A 15,663-nucleotide genomic window follows, 5' to 3' on the forward strand; every position below is an offset into this window, starting at 1 on the left:
TTTTATTTTTAATAATAAAAGTTCTAATATTATATGATATAGAAATATTTAACATATGAGATTTTGATAATTAAAAAAATGAGACGTAGGACAATGTCCATAAATGTAAATGAACTTCATTGTACTACGTCTATTTCTCTAATCTGTTTCTTTAATTAAGTTAAAGTCATTCCCACTAGAAGCTTGCTCTAACTCATACTCATTATTAACATACTGACCATTTTCATCGATATGTTGTACAGTTGTTAATATTTTATCTCCACTTTTGCTAGCACTCAATACTTGTGGTGATTGTAATGATACAAGTTGTTGATTACTAATACTATTTTTCATTTTGTCATACATTGAAGAATTCTTTTTAAAATAACTTGATATTAAATCAAAGTTACTTTGATTTTTGGCTGAAGTTAAAGCCATAGAATAACCACTAAAGAATTGTGTGAGTTTGTTCTTCAAACTATTTTCTTCTTTTTCTTTTTTAGTCACATATTTACTTATTTCATCACTATCAAAATCTAAAGTAACTGACGTATTATCTTTTAAGTTAGACGCTTTAATTGTCTTAGTTTCAGATTCAAATGTTTTACCTTTCGCCTTACCTTGAGCTGAAATTGTTATATCTTTATTTTTAGGATAAGGACCGAATTCTTTAGAATTTGAATATGACATTGTACGATCATTAATGATTACTTTTTTCGATTTACTTGTCAGTTTCGTTGCACCTTTTAATTTGATATTTAAATGCGCTTCTTCAAAGTTTTCGTTAACATCTACAGTTTCACTATTACTATTCTTGAAATTAAAATCGAGTGTACCTGTGAATACGCCATTTTTTGTTTCTTTAGTTGCGTCTATGTGATAATTACCAGGAATAAAATAACCTAATGGTGTTGTTTTATTTGCATCTGCAATGACTGTTTTACGTTTACCACCTGATTTAAATTCATATTTAGTATCCACTTTAGGTTTAACGATAGGTTGTTTTGTAGGTGCATTAAAACTCATATTATCAAAAATAAAATATCGTCTTCCGTTTTTACTTACACGTAAAATATCTTGCCCATCTTTAGTTTGGATATACGATGCAACACTTGAATCGCTTTTGTTTAATTTATCAACCGTATTTCTAACATCTCTAACGAAATGCTTCATGCCCACTTCTTTTTTAATATATTTGATGTACGCAGCCGCTTCATCAGGATCGACCTTTTTGTCTTTCGTACCAAGTAAGGTTGCTACCTTTTGATTATCGTCGTTATCAATTGCATTCACTAAAATTTTAGCTTGAGCATTGGGTGAATTATAATTTCTTAGAAGGAAAAATAAAATAACTAATAGTATGATAATAAAAAATATAATTGCCACTGGCACAACTTTTCTGATTTTAATATTCGATGATTGATTAGTTGATTTGTTAGTTCTATCTTTTCGTTTAATGTTGTTATTTTTACTACTTTTCTGATTTATTTCTTTTTTTAATGACTGGCCGCAATTATGACAAGTGTGCTCATCATTTTCAACAGAGACGCCACACTGAGGGCACTGTTTCATCGTATCACCTCTATTCACTTTCCAAACTTACTACCATTTATAAATAGTTATATCACTATATTTATATCAAGGGGTTTAATTACTTATGCATCATTTTTTAATATTTAAAATTTATAAATCTTTATTTTTACAGATATTTTCATTATATGACTAAATGAATAACAGTAACATACGTATTTAGTCTTATGTCCAATGTATATACAAATTATATTCCTAACTCTTCTATTGTGTATAGTCTTTATTTAATAATTTTTAAGATAGTTTAGAACTATAATTCGTCATTCTATGATTAATAATATCTAAAACATGTCTTACTTGTTCTAAATCTTCCGCAGAAAAATCATTTGTAAAGTCATGAGCAATACTATTAATCAAAGCTTTACGCTCTTTTATATATGATTTTCCGTTATCAGATAACGTAATAAATTTGAGTCGTTGATCTATATTAGCGTTAGGTTTTTCTAAAATAACTAAACCTGCATCTAGCAATTTACTAATTCTTCTACTCACTGCCGCTTTATTAACGCCTTGCTTCTCCGTAATTTGACTAATAGTCATAGATTCGTTACTAAGCATCGTTAATACATTAGATTGTTCTAAAGAAATGCATATTCATTTTGCAAATCTTTCAATAATTTAGCCGTTAAAGTATTTACATTATTGATAAATGTTTCTAAAAATGCAATATGATCTTCTAATTGTCTAGTCATATGTATCTCCTCAAACACGCGTAGATTTATATAAAATATTTATTTTTCATCTTATAAATGATATCAAGAAAAATTATAAAATGAAACCTTAAAAACAGTTTTAACTCAATATCTTTTAAGTTGCTTATTTAACTCTTATCAACTACATTTATATATACATATATGATAGAGGTGGCCCTTTCATGATTCCATTGCTTTTCACTTTATTAATTTTAATAATATTGTTTTCTTTATTTTTCAACCAATTTATAACTTTAAGTATAACTGGATTTATTTCTACCATTATATTAGGTTTTATAACTCTAATTTACCATCTGATTAGTTATTCAATACCTTATGAACTAATAGCAATAATAATAATGATATTTATGTATATCATATTAAAGCATGCCTCTATCTTTCGTAATAAACAAGTGCGTCGTTTTATTAAGCAAATGACTTTAAGTGGAGTTCGGTTAATCCTATTTATAATTGCTTGTTTCTACATTAGTACTTGTCCTATTCCAATATTGAATGGCATTATACTATGGCTTAGTTTCATTGGTTTGTCTACTTTATTCGCTTTCTTTTGTTATGTCTTTTGGTCTTCTGCATATGGTTCAACTCATTTTCAAAAACCAATCGATTTAATCATTATTTTAGGGGCAGGTATTTTTACTGAAGAAGTTACACCTATGCTTAAAGAGCGTTTAGATCGAGCATATGATATTTACCGACAGTTCCATAATTCTCCTATGATTTTAGTTTCTGGTGGTCAAGGTCCAGATGAACCTATTACTGAAGCTTTAGCTATGCAACGCTATTTAATTCATCGCGGTGTCCCAAAAGAACATATATTATTGGAACAACAATCAACAAATACAAATACTAACTTTATATATTCGAAAGAAATAATTAGAAAATATTTCAATATTAAACCCAAAATACTATGTGTAACTAGTCAATTTCATATTTTAAGAGCACTTAAATTGGCTAAAAATCATGATATTCATGCCTATGGTATTGGCAGTCATACACCATACCATTTTTTCCATATTGCGTTAATCAGAGACTTTTTAGGTGTAATGTACCAGTATCGTCTTTTACTAACCATATACTTTGCACTAACCTTTTGGTTAAGTATTATCATTTTATGGATTAAATAAAAGAGACAGTGTACATTCTATACGAATGTATTACTGCCTCTATTTTTATATTAATTTTTAATTAGTCCATCTTCTAAGTAAATAACTTTATCTGCATATTCAAACAATCGCTGATCATGTGTCACCATAATCCCACACATTTGATTGTTTGAAATTTCTTTTTTAATGATTTTTACAACAGATAATGCTCTTTTAGCATCTAAACTTGCTGTGGGTTCATCAGCTAATAATACTTTAGGATTATTCATTAGCGCTCTCATAATAGCTACTCTTTGTTTTTCACCACCTGATAACATATGGGGGTAAGCATTCATTCTTTCATACAATCCTATATCACTTAATAATTTTTCTGCACGACGATATGCTATTTTTTTAGACATTCCTGCTTCACGTCCTACAATTATCAATTGATCAATGACGCTTAAATAAGGTACTAAGTGAGAAGATTGGAAGATAAAGCCTATCTCTGATAATCGACGTTCACTATTTTGTTTAGACGATGAAAATAAAGGTTGTTGTTCATAGTTTATATCCCCATCAGTAGGAGAAAGTAGACCTCCTAATATAGATAACAATGTTGATTTACCCGAACCTGATGCACCTGAAAGAATTACAAATTCACCAGGCTCTATTGTTAAATCGATACCTTTTAATACTTCTGTCTTAGTACTACCTTCTCCAAACGTTTTAATTAATTGTTTAACTTGCAATGTCACTATTCTCCACCTCCAATAGCATCTAATGGATCGATTTTAACGACTTTAATAAATGATAGTAATGAGCCTATGCATGCTACGAGAATGAAAATGACAATAACTAAAATGTAATTAGCGTAGGCTAAATGAAATGGCATTGTTACTGGTATTATGAACGAAACACTTATAATCATAGCGACTGATATTAAAACTGATAATAATGTAATCATTAAAATTTGTGAGGTTAAGGATTTAAGCAAGTGTCTTGTCTTTATACCAATCGCTTTTAAAATACCTATTTCTGATACTTTTTGGATTGTCATGACATAAAAGAAGGCACTAAGAACAATAGCAGAAATAACGAATAAACTCACTATCATCATGTTTAGTGGTGCTTGTTCAGCTTTATAACTAGCAATATTATCTTTTAATTCATTTTCATCTGTAACTTGGATACCTGTAATATCCTTTAGCTGTTGTTGTTCATGCTTCGATAGTTTATTGATTGGATAAAATGTAGCATACTGTCCTTTAATATCACTGAATCCTTGTTGATTCATCATTACGATTGAACTATGTGAATACATCGCATCTTTAAGAAATCCTGTTACTTTATACGCTTTTTCTTGATTTTTAAATTGGACTTGATCTCCAATATTTATCCCTTTTCCTGTTAATTTTTCATTCACAACAATTTGATTATCGTTTTTCGGATAATGGCCCTTTGACAATTTAAACTTATGTTGTAATGAAGAATCGATTGCTAATACATCTTCATTATTTTCTCCTTTAACATTTAAAGTTTGTTGTTTCATTTTCAAGGGTTTAGTGTTAATGATATTTTCAACCTTAGATTGTTGTTTTTTCGTTAATTGAGATTTTTCAATTTGAGGTGCTTTCATATCTTGGATAATATAATGTTTTGATTTAAGCTGACTAAATAATGAAACATTTTCTCTGCCAAGCCCTTGTGCTAAACCACTAATAAATAACACCATCATACTTAATAAGACAATAATTAGCATAATCAATATATATCTTAGCTTATAAAATTTTATTTCATTCCATGCTAATTTCATTTATATTCACTCCTATTCGATATTTTCACTAGTTGTATATTAATTACTTTTTATGAACTGAATATGAACAATTTCACACATTGTTTTATAAATTTTGCTCATAGTATAATTAAGTAAAAAAGATAGGAGTGTGTATATGAATCATTGTCTTATCGTCGATGATGATTTAAAAATATTAAATTATGTCTCGACACATTTAGAAAAAGAACACTTTCAAACTTATACTCATATGAATGCTAAGGATGCACTTGAATGTTTAAATCGTAATCAAATAGATATTGCTATTGTCGATATTATGATGGAAGGTATGGACGGGTTTGAATTATGTCAAATTATCAAAGAAGATTTTGAGTTACCTGTCATTATGTTGACTGCAAGAGATGCACTAAGTGATAAAGAACGAGCATTTCTAAGTGGTACGGATGACTACTTAACGAAGCCATTTGAAGTCAAAGAACTCATATTTCGTATTAAAGCTGTTTTACGTAGATATGATATACATGCAGAAGAACAATTAGTAATAGGTGATTTAACACTCCAACAAGCGTATATGGAAGTTATAGTAAACGATAAAACGATGATGTTACCGAATAAGGAATTTCAACTTCTTTTTCTATTAGCCACTAATAAGAAGCAAATACTTACAAGAGAGCATCTTATTGAAAAAATATGGGGGTTTGATTATGAAGGTGATGAAAGAACAGTTGATGTCCATATTAAGCGTTTACGACAACGTTTAGCTCAATTACATTCTAATGTCACAATTAAAACAGTTCGTAGACAAGGATATAAGGTGGAAGTAAATGTTTAAATCTTTATATATTCGAATTGCTGTTTATACAATCGTCGTCATTTTATTTAGTGCGTTTATCAGTTTTATTTTCACGAACATTTATTATCATTTTAATCTAAAACCCTCTAATGATGCGAAAATTATGAAGACATTAAAAGAAGCTAAGGAATTTGAAGATAAACAATCATTTGAACATATTAATACATATTTTAAACACTTGGGAGATATGAATTATCAAATTATGACTGTTGATCAACATGGTAACAAACACTTTTATGGCGCTCCTTTTAGAAAAGATAGCTTACCCAAACATGATATCCAAAAGGTTTTACACGGCGATACTTATCATGGGATAAAAGAGAAGCCTTTTAAACTTTTTATAACAGGTTTCTTTGATAATGAAACTGATAATACTGTAGGTCTTCAATTTAAAAATGATCATCAAGCTATTGCAGTATTTATGCGTCCTGATATAGGGGAAACATTTAGCGAATTCAGAATATTTTTAGCAGTGCTATTAGCATTATTGTTGATAATTTCAATCTCGTTAGTTATAGCTTCTACCTATTCTATAGTAAGACCTGTAAAACAATTGAAACGTGGTACAGAAAGATTAATGAATGGAGATTTTAACACGCCGATTAAACAAACACGAAAAGACGAAATCGGCACATTACAATATCGTTTTGACACAATGAGACAATCTTTAAAGCAAGTTGATGAAATGCGACAACACTTTGTACAGAATGTTACTCACGAGATCAAAACGCCCCTAACTCATATTAAACAATTATTAGTGGATTTAGAACAAACCGATAATGAAAATAAACGACAAAATAAAATAGAAGAAATCAATCAAATTACAACTCAACTTAGTGATTTAACAAGAGAATTGTTATTATTATCGGAACTTGATAATGCACAACATCTTACATTTTCAGACAATATACAACTTAATATATTGATCAAAGACATTATTCGACATGAACATTTCGCACTAGATAATAAGTCATTAATGATAATGTCTAACTTGGAATCTATTTATTTCCTTGGAAATGAAAGACTATTACACCAAGCTATAAATAATCTTATTATCAACGCCATTAAGTATGCTTATCACGATTCAGTTATTAACATTGCATTAACGCAAACATCACAACATGTTTTAATTCAAGTTACTAATCATGGTGATGTTATAAGCGAAACACAACAATCACGAATGTTTGAACGCTTTTATAAACTTAGCCATGATAACAATAGTAATGGCTTAGGTTTGGCAATTACAGAATCAATTATTAAACTTCATCACGGTAAAATTTACGTCTCAAGCACTCAACATGAAGGAACTACATTTACGATTCAATTACCTAACACTTAAATAGCCTATAATATACGATATGCGGTTAATATGATTATATTTTAACCGCATATCTTTATATAGCTACCACATATCTCAATTTCGAGGTATATATACTTAATTCATGATTAAATATGATGTATAGAGGAGGTTAACATTATGCAATTAAAGTTATTTATCAGTCCTAAAGAAAAAGAGCGTTTTGTAGAGATTCATTCCCCTAGTATGGATAATGATATCAATCACATCATTGAAGCCGTCCAAAATACTGAAAAATTAACTGAAATCAATGGAAGACAAGAAGAAGATATTTATAATTTGAAAATTGAAGATATCACTACATTTCGTACTTTTAACAAACAAGTTATAGCTATTACAAAAGGCGAAATCTATTACATCAAATATAGACTTTATGAATTAGAGCAACATTTGCCAACATCATTTATTCGTATATCCAAGTCTGAAATCGTAAATCGCGATGCAATTATAAAACTTCAATTAGAACCTAATGGATTGATTCGCATTTATTTAAAAAACTTAGATAATGATTTTACATACTCCTCTAGAAGATATTTAAAATCTATAAAGGAGAGATTATCATTATGAAAAATATTTATAAATCTCTATTCATTAGTTTAATGATTGGATTAAGTTTATCTATTATATTTAGTTACCTTTATGCTGAGGGAAATTATCATCCATTATCACCAGAATCAACAATAGGCAAAATTTATTACCAACATTTAACAGAACCAATCATCATGCTTTTATCTATCATCATTTGGATGCTAATAGGTTTATTATTCTCTATTAATAATTTGATATTTAGTGCAACAGATTGGGGTATTACAAAAGCTACTATTGTCCATTTTATTTGTAGCTATTTCCCTTTTACCATACTAGCTATTTTAGCCGGATGGTTCCCATTAAAATATGATAGTTTAGTTTTCTTCACATTCACCTTTATCATTATTTATATTATTATTTGGTTTGTTAGCTATATAAAAACTAAGAAAGAAATTTTAAAAATAAACCAACAACTTAAAAACTCGCATTCCAAATAAACAAGGATCTGGGACATAAAGTTCTTGGACAAATGAAAAAAGGTAATTTCTATTTTATTTTAATAGAAATTACCTTTTTATTACTTCTTTAATTTTTTAATATGAAATCACATATAAATACGTAGTATTTATGGCAAGACTCCTGAGGGAACAGTACTAGTTGAAGACCTTAGAAATTCTCACAAATTTATCTGTGTAGTATTTCTGGCTGAAACTGTACCATAGGAAGGGACCCAACACAGAGAAACTGATTAAATCAGTTTCTACAAGCAAAGCAAGTTGGGCATAGCGTATCCATACAATACGAAGTATTGGCATAAAGAAAGTACTAAGCTTATTAACATAAATCACCTTAATGCTATTATTTTGGATTTATGTCCCAGCCTCTTTACTATTTATTTAACTTTCAAATATTTAACTATTTCTTTATTAACAGCATGATAAACATCTTCATGTTCAGTTAATTTTAATCCGAATGAAGGAACCATTTCTTTTATAGCAGATTCCCAACTGTCAAAGTCATCTTTATAACATTTTTGAAGTACATCGAACATAATATCTACAGCAGTAGATGCACCTGGTGATGCACCAAGTAAAGCAGCTAACGTACCGTCTTCTGATGTAATTACTTCAGTACCAAATTGTAAATTACCTTTTGAATCTTTAGTATCTTTAATCACTTGAACACGTTGTCCTGCAGTAATAACTTCCCAATCTTCATCTTTAGCATTTGGTAAGAATACACGTAAGTCATCTATTCTTTCCTCATTAGAAAGCATTAATTGTGATACTAAATATTTTGTTAAGTCAAATTCTTTAACACCTGCAGTTAACATCGTAACGATATTATTAGGTTTCACTGATTTAATTAAATCTAAATATGATCCAGTTTTTAAGAATTTTGCTGAGAAACCTGCAAATGGTCCAAATAGTAATGAACGTTCACCATTTACAAATCGTGTATCTAAATGCGGTACTGACATAGGTGGCGCACCCACCTCAGCTTTACCATAAACTTTTGCATGATGACGTTTAATAACATCCGGATTTTTACATCTTAAGAATAAGCCACTAACTGGGAAGCCACCGATATGTTTAGATTCTTTAATTCCAGTTTTTTGTAGTAATGGTAGGCTTGCACCTCCAGCACCAATAAATACGAAATCAGTTTCATAAGTTGTAACTTGATTATTAGCTAAGTTTTTAACCTCAACTAACCAAGTTCCATCATTTTGTTTAGTTATATCTAAAACTTCATGTTTATAATTAATATCTACATTTTTTTGTTGTAAATTACTAAATAACTTTTTAGTTAGAGCTCCAAAGTTAACATCTGTACCAGTTTCATCATAAGTGATAGCAATTGGTTCTTCGTCTGTTCTACCTTCCATCATGAGAGGTACCCATTCAGCAATTTTATTTTTATCTTCAGAAATTTCCATTTTACTAAATAAAACATTCTTTTGAAGACTTTCAACACGTCTTTTTAAGAAATCAACATTATTCGCACCTTTAACGAAGCTCATATGAGGTACTGTTTTAATAAAGTTTTCTGGATTTTCTAATTGTCCTGTTCTAACTAAATAAGCCCAAAACTGTTTAGAAATTTGAAACTGCTCGTTGATTTTAATCGCTTTAGTAATATCTACAGATCCATCTTTACCTTCTTTAGTATAATTCAACTCACATAATGCTGAATGCCCTGTACCAGCATTATTCCAAACATTTGAACTTTCTTCACCGGGTTGATTCAACTTTTCAAATATTTTAATTTCTTTATCAGGTGATAATTCTTTCAATAATGTTCCTAACGTTGCACTCATGATACCGCCACCGATTAAGATGACATCTGTTTTGCTATGTTGTGTACTCATAACAAATACAGTCCCCCTTTTTTAGTTGATTAATAAAACTATCAAATGACCTAGATTTATATTAAAGCGCTTTCTAAATAGGTAAAAAAATAAAATCAACGATTTCCATTAATTCTAAACAACTTTTATTTTAGATTTATAATTAATGTAATCTAGTCATAATTACTCAATACATTACCTAAAATATGACACTTAAAACATTTAATATTGTACCATATAAACAATACTTAAATGAAATAAACACCTATTTGAAAATGTCAATTTCTTAGTAACATCACACATAGATCAAAATGATATATCTCATTTATTGTTAATACTTATATTTTAACATATTCATTTAACTCATTTGTGAACTATGTCATGATATAATCAATATAAATTCATAAAAATTAAGAGGTGTTCAAATGAAGTCGTTCACATTTTTCATGCATAACATCTATGCAATGGGCGGAACGGTTAAATCTATTTCACAACTTGCTAATGCATTAGCTGAAAAAGGTCATCCAGTTACTATTATTTCTGTCTTCAGAGGTGCCGACAAACCCTATTTCAAATTGCATAAAGATATCAATATTAAAGTATTAATTGATTACCGTATGAAACCATCTAATATTAATGCTATTATTGCCAATCGTATTAAAAAATATACACCGTTCTTAAAACCTAAACAATTATCACAGTATGAACCTGGACTTAATCAATTTTCGAGTTATGTTGAGAAGAAAATGATAAAAGCTATTAAACATGTTTCTACGGATGTTCTCATAGGTACAAGAGCAAGTTTTAATATTTTAATCGCTAAATATCAAAATAAAAAAGTTACAACTATCGCTATGGAACATATGAATTTCAATGCACATGATACAAAGTATCAAAATCAAATCATTAATGCATATCGAGAAATCAATAAAGTCACAACTTTAACTTCAGCAGATCGCGATATTTATCAATCAAAACTAAAAACACCTGTTTATGTTATACCTAATATCATTGATAACAAGAGAATTGCTTCTCAAAAGAAAAATATTATTATTGCTGCAGGAAGATTAGAATATGAAAAAGGATTCGATCTTTTATTAGAAAGCATTAGATTAATTCAAGACGATTTGAGACATTTAAACTATGTATTGCACTTATATGGCGATGGACAAGAAAAAGACTCATTAATTCAATTTATAAATCAATATCATTTACAAGATATTGTCGAACTTTATCCATCAACACCTAAACTTGATCAAAAGCTTGCTCAAAGTAAAATTACTGTCGTTCCATCAAGAAATGAAGGCTTTGGTATGGTCTTACTTGAAGCGATGGCTCAAGATAACATTGTCATTAGCTTTGCTGGTAATACTGGCCCTGATTCTATTATTAAAAATGGTAAAAATGGTTATTTAGTAGAACATGATGATACATCTCAATTGGCTAAACGAATTGATTTAACGATGCATAATGATAGTGAACTCCAATATATCATCAATGAGGGTCGACATACGCTAGAAAATTATACTGCCGAAGCTGTTTATAAAGATTTCATGAAAATGTTCAGCTAAAGTACATTATTAATTAATATTAGCTTTAAAATTTTTAACAGTATATACGTCAAGACACCTTAAAAAGCATATTAATAATATACAAAAAACTGATTTCTCGATATATGAGAAATCAGTTTTTTAAGTTTAACTACTAAATTTAATTTTATAATAATACTGATAAGATGAATGTCCAAATACAGATGAATATTAGTAAGCCAATACTATATCTCAAAGTCATTTTTAGTAATTCAGATTCTTTACCTACTTCTTTAACAGCTGCAGTTGCAATAGCAATAGATTGTGGTGAAATTAATTTAGCTGCAACCCCACCAACTGTATTAGAAGCAACAAGTAATGAACCACTTGTACCAATTTGTTGTGCTACAGATGCTTGGATAGGCGCAAATAATGAGTTGTTATTAACTACTGATCCAGTCATGAACACGCCAATCCAACCTAATATTGGAGAAAGTAATGGGAATACGTTTCCAGCTTTAGCAATACCTTGACCCATTGCACTACTTAATCCACCATAAGTAGTTATTTTAGAAATAGCTAATATGAAGCAAATTGTTAAAATAGGTAACCATAATTCTTTGAAAGTTACACCGAATAAACGTCCCGCATCACCAAAGCCAACTTTTTTAGACATTAATACTGTAATAATAATAGTGATTAAAATCGCAGTACCAGTTTGACCTATAAGATTTAATGATAATGTAATTGGTTTATGTGCAACTTCACTAAATGTTCCCGGTAAATTAAAGTTAAATACTAATCCAGAAAGTTTACCATTAGGTAAGAATAAATTCTTAAATGATGGTGCGCTCCAAATCATAACGATAATTGTTAAGATAACAAATGGGCTCCATGCATAGAAAATTGATTTTGCGCTATGATGTTTAACTGGTTCAGGTTCAACATCTTTTTGTATTCTAAATGTATGTTTCGGTTGGAATTTTCTTGAGAATAAAGCTAAAGCTAACATTGATGCTAATGGAGGAATAATATCTGCTAATTCTGGTCCATTAAATACAGTTAGTAAAGCTTGTAATACAGTATACGTAATAGAAACGACTAATATTGAAGGTAATGTTTCTTTAATTCCTTTAAAACCATCAATTATAAAGATTAATAAAAATGGTATGAAGAAGTTAATAATAACTAAAGTAAATACTGATGTTTGGGATACTCCCATTGCTGTTACACCACCAGGTAAATGAAGTGTATCAACGATCCCCACTGGAATACCAATGGCACCAAATGCACCTGAAGCTGCGTTAGCTACTAAACACAACATAGCAGCTTGTAAAGGTTTAAAGCCCAATTGCGCTAATAATAAAGCACAAATTGCAATCGGAACACCAAATCCTGCTGCCCCTTCTAAAAAGGCATTAAATGAAAAACCTATCAATAATAACTGGATACGTTGGTCTTGAGAAATACTTGTAATACTATCTTGAATCGTAGAAAATTGTCCAGATTCTAATGTGATTTTATATAGTAATACAGCCATCATTACAATATAACCAATTGGAATGATACCTTGGAAGAAACCTTCCACTACCGCACCTGAAGCAATTCCTACAGGTAATTTAAAGAATGGAATTGCAATCAATAAAGTAACGACTAATGTTGTTATAGCAGCATAAATCCCTTTCATTTTGAAAACAGTTAAACATAATAAAAATAAGATAATTGGTACTGCAGCAATAATACTTGATAACACTAAATTATCAAATGGATTGAATGAATTTACTAACATAGTATGACTCTTCCTTTACTTTAAATTTGTTTGTCTCTAGCTAGAGTTATATCAAAATAAAAATATTTATTATCTTTGATTGTGAGTCTTCTTCAAATTGAATTCATTTATAACTTGTGAACTTTTTCACAATTAAAATATATCATCTTATCGTTAAAATTACAACATTGATTTTATAGTTTTGCCCAATTATTTCCCTTTATTTTTTTATTCTTTATTTTTGTGTCAAAAGCTTGTGATGATAACGCTTACATAAATCATTAAACGTCCTCATTATGAATTAATGTGTTACACATGATAAAATAAGAAGAATAAATTTAGCCTAAAGAGGTCAGCGATATGATAAAGCAAATTAATATAACTAGTTTAGAAAACTTAGATATTCAACTCATGAAAGCTTTAGATGAAGGATACACACATTTTGTTCCATACTCTAATGATATAATGCTTCATCAAAAAATGCTTGATGCTGTTGAATTAAAGAGCACTTCAATTATTGTTGATTATACAATAGATAAAACCTATTTAAATGATTGCAGATATTTTGGGTTAGAAACAGTTGATTTTATAGATTGGGTTAAAAATATTAATCACTTTCCTAATGTGATTTATGAAATTAAATCTGCCCTAGTTCATCTTGAAAAATTTAATATTGAGACTATTTTTGATTTAGCTTTAGTAACCATTTTAAAAGGCCAACTTGCAGTAGATGGACATGTTGTCTTTGATTTTAAAACACCTATTTATACTAGTAGTCAACTTTGGTCATCTATTGATAAAAATAATATTAGTAAAATAAATCAATTTTATTTAAACAAAATCGCATATGAACATCGTCAAAAAATCCCATTCCCTAGATTTACTTATAATGATCATAGTGAATTAAGATACTCAGATTCTGTATTGTTAAGTACAAAATTCAGATTACCTAAGTGGATGTTCAAACCATTTAAAAATCATTCTTTAAAAAAACATAGAGAATTAAGTTATATCTATGATAAAGATAAGTCATTGCTTAAAGAACATGTTGTCTTTATGGGATTTGATTATGGTTATCGTGGTAATTCTAAATACTTATTTAATTATTTTGTTAAGAGAAATCCAACCATCAATACTTATTTTGTGACAAATGATAGACAAGGGCCACATTTTATATCACCTGAGGATTCTGAAACAAAATCTATGATAGAAACTGCTAAAGTAGTTGTCACGGAAAGTTATATTCCAGATGACATCAAACCAAATGGTACTATTATTCAACTTTGGCATGGTACTCCAATTAAAAAATTATTTTTAGATAGTCATGAACCAAACCAAAACTTAAATATATATAATTATAGAGCTCGTAAATATAACAAGTTAGCTAAACAAGATTACTTAGTATGTGATTCAAAATTTGCTATGGATATGTTCCATACAGCTTTCCCTACTCATGATACTGAAGTGTTACCTATTGGTTATCCACGCGTGCAATATTTACTAAACAAACTAAGTGAGTCATCATTTTATGAACAACTCAAACGCGACTTAAATTGCGATCTAAATAAACCAATATTACTTTATGCTCCAACTTGGTTATCAAATAATGAGTTAGACCCAACATTACCAATCACCGACCAATTATTGGATAAATATAACGTTATATTTAAAGGTCATGTCGAAAGTAGTCAAACCGTAAACTTACCTGATGAAGTGATTATTCCTCAAAAAGGAGTAGAAACTCAAGATTTACTACTTATTTCTGATATCGTACTTACAGATTATTCATCTATAGTATTTGATGCACTAACAATTGATAAACGTGTATGCTTATATACACCTTATCATGACCAATACAAGGAAGAGCGTGGTATTTATAATCGTGTGATGAAAAGCTTAGCTAATGTTTGGTATATGGACCCTGATTTATTACTAAATGATTTAGTAACAGATATGATTCCTAAAAACGATAATCCGTATATCAATAAAAATAATCAATCCTTACAATATCTTACGAAGCTAATTCAAAAAGAGTTAAAATAACTAGAAACTAATGTTCTTATAAAGGCGTATCACAATGTATTTACATTTGATGATACGCCTTTTTTATATCTATATA

Annotated in this window: 12 protein-coding genes and 1 pseudogene; 7 read left to right on the plus strand and 6 right to left on the minus strand. The window is 29.2% G+C overall.

Annotated elements, in window-relative coordinates:
- Positions 1–138: 138 nt before the first annotated feature.
- Both GVY01_RS08670 and GVY01_RS08675 read right to left on the minus strand, forming a co-directional pair.
- Positions 139–1,551, minus strand: coding sequence for a zinc ribbon domain-containing protein (locus GVY01_RS08670; protein ID WP_017636510.1), 1,413 nt, complete (start codon positions 1,549–1,551; stop codon positions 139–141).
- 252 nt (positions 1,552–1,803) lie between these two features.
- Positions 1,804–2,261: pseudogene (locus GVY01_RS08675) on the minus strand (MarR family winged helix-turn-helix transcriptional regulator).
- Positions 2,262–2,443: 182 nt separating this feature from the next.
- On the opposite strand from GVY01_RS08675, the gene GVY01_RS08680 reads away from it, so the two are divergent.
- Positions 2,444–3,406 carry a YdcF family protein gene (locus tag GVY01_RS08680; RefSeq protein ID WP_017636511.1) on the plus strand — a complete coding sequence of 321 codons (963 nt, stop codon included), beginning with the start codon at positions 2,444–2,446 and terminating at the stop codon, positions 3,404–3,406.
- 50 nt (positions 3,407–3,456) lie between these two features.
- Here the strand turns inward: GVY01_RS08680 and GVY01_RS08685 are convergent, their stop codons facing one another.
- A complete protein-coding gene (locus tag GVY01_RS08685) occupies positions 3,457–4,122 on the minus strand; it encodes an ABC transporter ATP-binding protein (protein WP_159333721.1) in 666 nt (221 codons plus the stop codon).
- Positions 4,122–5,180 carry an ABC transporter permease gene (locus GVY01_RS08690; protein ID WP_017636513.1) on the minus strand — a complete coding sequence of 353 codons (1,059 nt, stop codon included), beginning with the start codon at positions 5,178–5,180 and terminating at the stop codon, positions 4,122–4,124. Before GVY01_RS08690 ends, GVY01_RS08685 begins: the two co-directional genes overlap by 1 nt.
- Positions 5,181–5,316: 136 nt before the next feature.
- Here GVY01_RS08690 and GVY01_RS08695 point away from each other — a divergent pair, with 136 nt between their 5' ends.
- The 4 genes from GVY01_RS08695 (at position 5,317) to GVY01_RS08710 (ending at position 8,394) form a co-directional block, all read left to right on the plus strand.
- Entirely contained in the window at positions 5,317–5,991 is a 675-nt protein-coding gene (locus GVY01_RS08695) for a response regulator transcription factor (RefSeq protein ID WP_159333723.1), read from the plus strand.
- Positions 5,984–7,351, plus strand: a complete 1,368-nt coding sequence (locus GVY01_RS08700) for a sensor histidine kinase (protein ID WP_017636515.1) — start codon at positions 5,984–5,986, stop codon at positions 7,349–7,351. The genes GVY01_RS08695 and GVY01_RS08700 overlap by 8 nt, the downstream gene beginning before the upstream one ends.
- A gap of 135 nt (positions 7,352–7,486) precedes the next feature.
- Positions 7,487–7,936 (plus strand): LytTR family DNA-binding domain-containing protein, encoded by a 450-nt coding sequence (locus tag GVY01_RS08705; RefSeq protein ID WP_026083436.1) that lies wholly within the window; start codon positions 7,487–7,489, stop codon positions 7,934–7,936.
- Complete coding sequence (locus tag GVY01_RS08710) at positions 7,933–8,394, plus strand: DUF3021 domain-containing protein (RefSeq protein WP_017636517.1); 462 nt, start codon at positions 7,933–7,935, stop codon at positions 8,392–8,394. The genes GVY01_RS08705 and GVY01_RS08710 overlap by 4 nt, the downstream gene beginning before the upstream one ends.
- A 395-nt stretch (positions 8,395–8,789) precedes the next feature.
- On the opposite strand, the gene mqo is transcribed toward GVY01_RS08710, so the two are convergent.
- Entirely contained in the window at positions 8,790–10,268 is a 1,479-nt protein-coding gene (gene mqo, locus GVY01_RS08715) for a malate dehydrogenase (quinone) (RefSeq protein ID WP_017636518.1), read from the minus strand.
- 404 nt (positions 10,269–10,672) lie between these two features.
- On the opposite strand from mqo, the gene GVY01_RS08720 reads away from it, so the two are divergent.
- The gene (locus tag GVY01_RS08720) at positions 10,673–11,818 is read left to right on the plus strand and encodes a glycosyltransferase family 4 protein (protein WP_017636519.1); all 1,146 of its coding nucleotides are present in this window, start codon (positions 10,673–10,675) and stop codon (positions 11,816–11,818) included.
- A 145-nt stretch (positions 11,819–11,963) separates the two neighbouring features.
- Here GVY01_RS08720 and GVY01_RS08725 read toward each other — a convergent pair whose 3' ends face one another.
- Positions 11,964–13,565, minus strand: coding sequence for an L-lactate permease (locus GVY01_RS08725; protein ID WP_017636520.1), 1,602 nt, complete (start codon positions 13,563–13,565; stop codon positions 11,964–11,966).
- Between the two features lie 339 nt (positions 13,566–13,904).
- Here GVY01_RS08725 and GVY01_RS08730 point away from each other — a divergent pair, with 339 nt between their 5' ends.
- The gene (locus GVY01_RS08730) at positions 13,905–15,587 is read left to right on the plus strand and encodes a CDP-glycerol glycerophosphotransferase family protein (protein WP_159333724.1); all 1,683 of its coding nucleotides are present in this window, start codon (positions 13,905–13,907) and stop codon (positions 15,585–15,587) included.
- The last annotated feature ends 76 nt before the right edge of the window (positions 15,588–15,663 follow it).

Source organism: Staphylococcus sp. 8AQ (assembly GCF_902506595.1).
Classification (GTDB): domain Bacteria; phylum Bacillota; class Bacilli; order Staphylococcales; family Staphylococcaceae; genus Staphylococcus; species Staphylococcus pasteuri.

Excerpts from the sequence above, each read along its gene's own strand:
- GVY01_RS08725 (WP_017636520.1), bottom strand. The coding sequence starts at position 13,565 with ATGTTAGTAAATTCATTCAATCCATTTGATAATTTAGTGTTATCAAGT.
- GVY01_RS08700 (WP_017636515.1), top strand. The coding sequence starts at position 5,984 with ATGTTTAAATCTTTATATATTCGAATTGCTGTTTATACAATCGTCGTC.
- GVY01_RS08710 (WP_017636517.1), top strand. The coding sequence starts at position 7,933 with ATGAAAAATATTTATAAATCTCTATTCATTAGTTTAATGATTGGATTA.
- GVY01_RS08670 (WP_017636510.1), bottom strand. The coding sequence starts at position 1,551 with ATGAAACAGTGCCCTCAGTGTGGCGTCTCTGTTGAAAATGATGAGCAC.
- GVY01_RS08690 (WP_017636513.1), bottom strand. The coding sequence starts at position 5,180 with ATGAAATTAGCATGGAATGAAATAAAATTTTATAAGCTAAGATATATA.
- GVY01_RS08680 (WP_017636511.1), top strand. The coding sequence starts at position 2,444 with ATGATTCCATTGCTTTTCACTTTATTAATTTTAATAATATTGTTTTCT.
- GVY01_RS08695 (WP_159333723.1), top strand. The coding sequence starts at position 5,317 with ATGAATCATTGTCTTATCGTCGATGATGATTTAAAAATATTAAATTAT.
- mqo (WP_017636518.1), bottom strand. The coding sequence starts at position 10,268 with ATGAGTACACAACATAGCAAAACAGATGTCATCTTAATCGGTGGCGGT.
- GVY01_RS08720 (WP_017636519.1), top strand. The coding sequence starts at position 10,673 with ATGAAGTCGTTCACATTTTTCATGCATAACATCTATGCAATGGGCGGA.
- GVY01_RS08730 (WP_159333724.1), top strand. The coding sequence starts at position 13,905 with ATGATAAAGCAAATTAATATAACTAGTTTAGAAAACTTAGATATTCAA.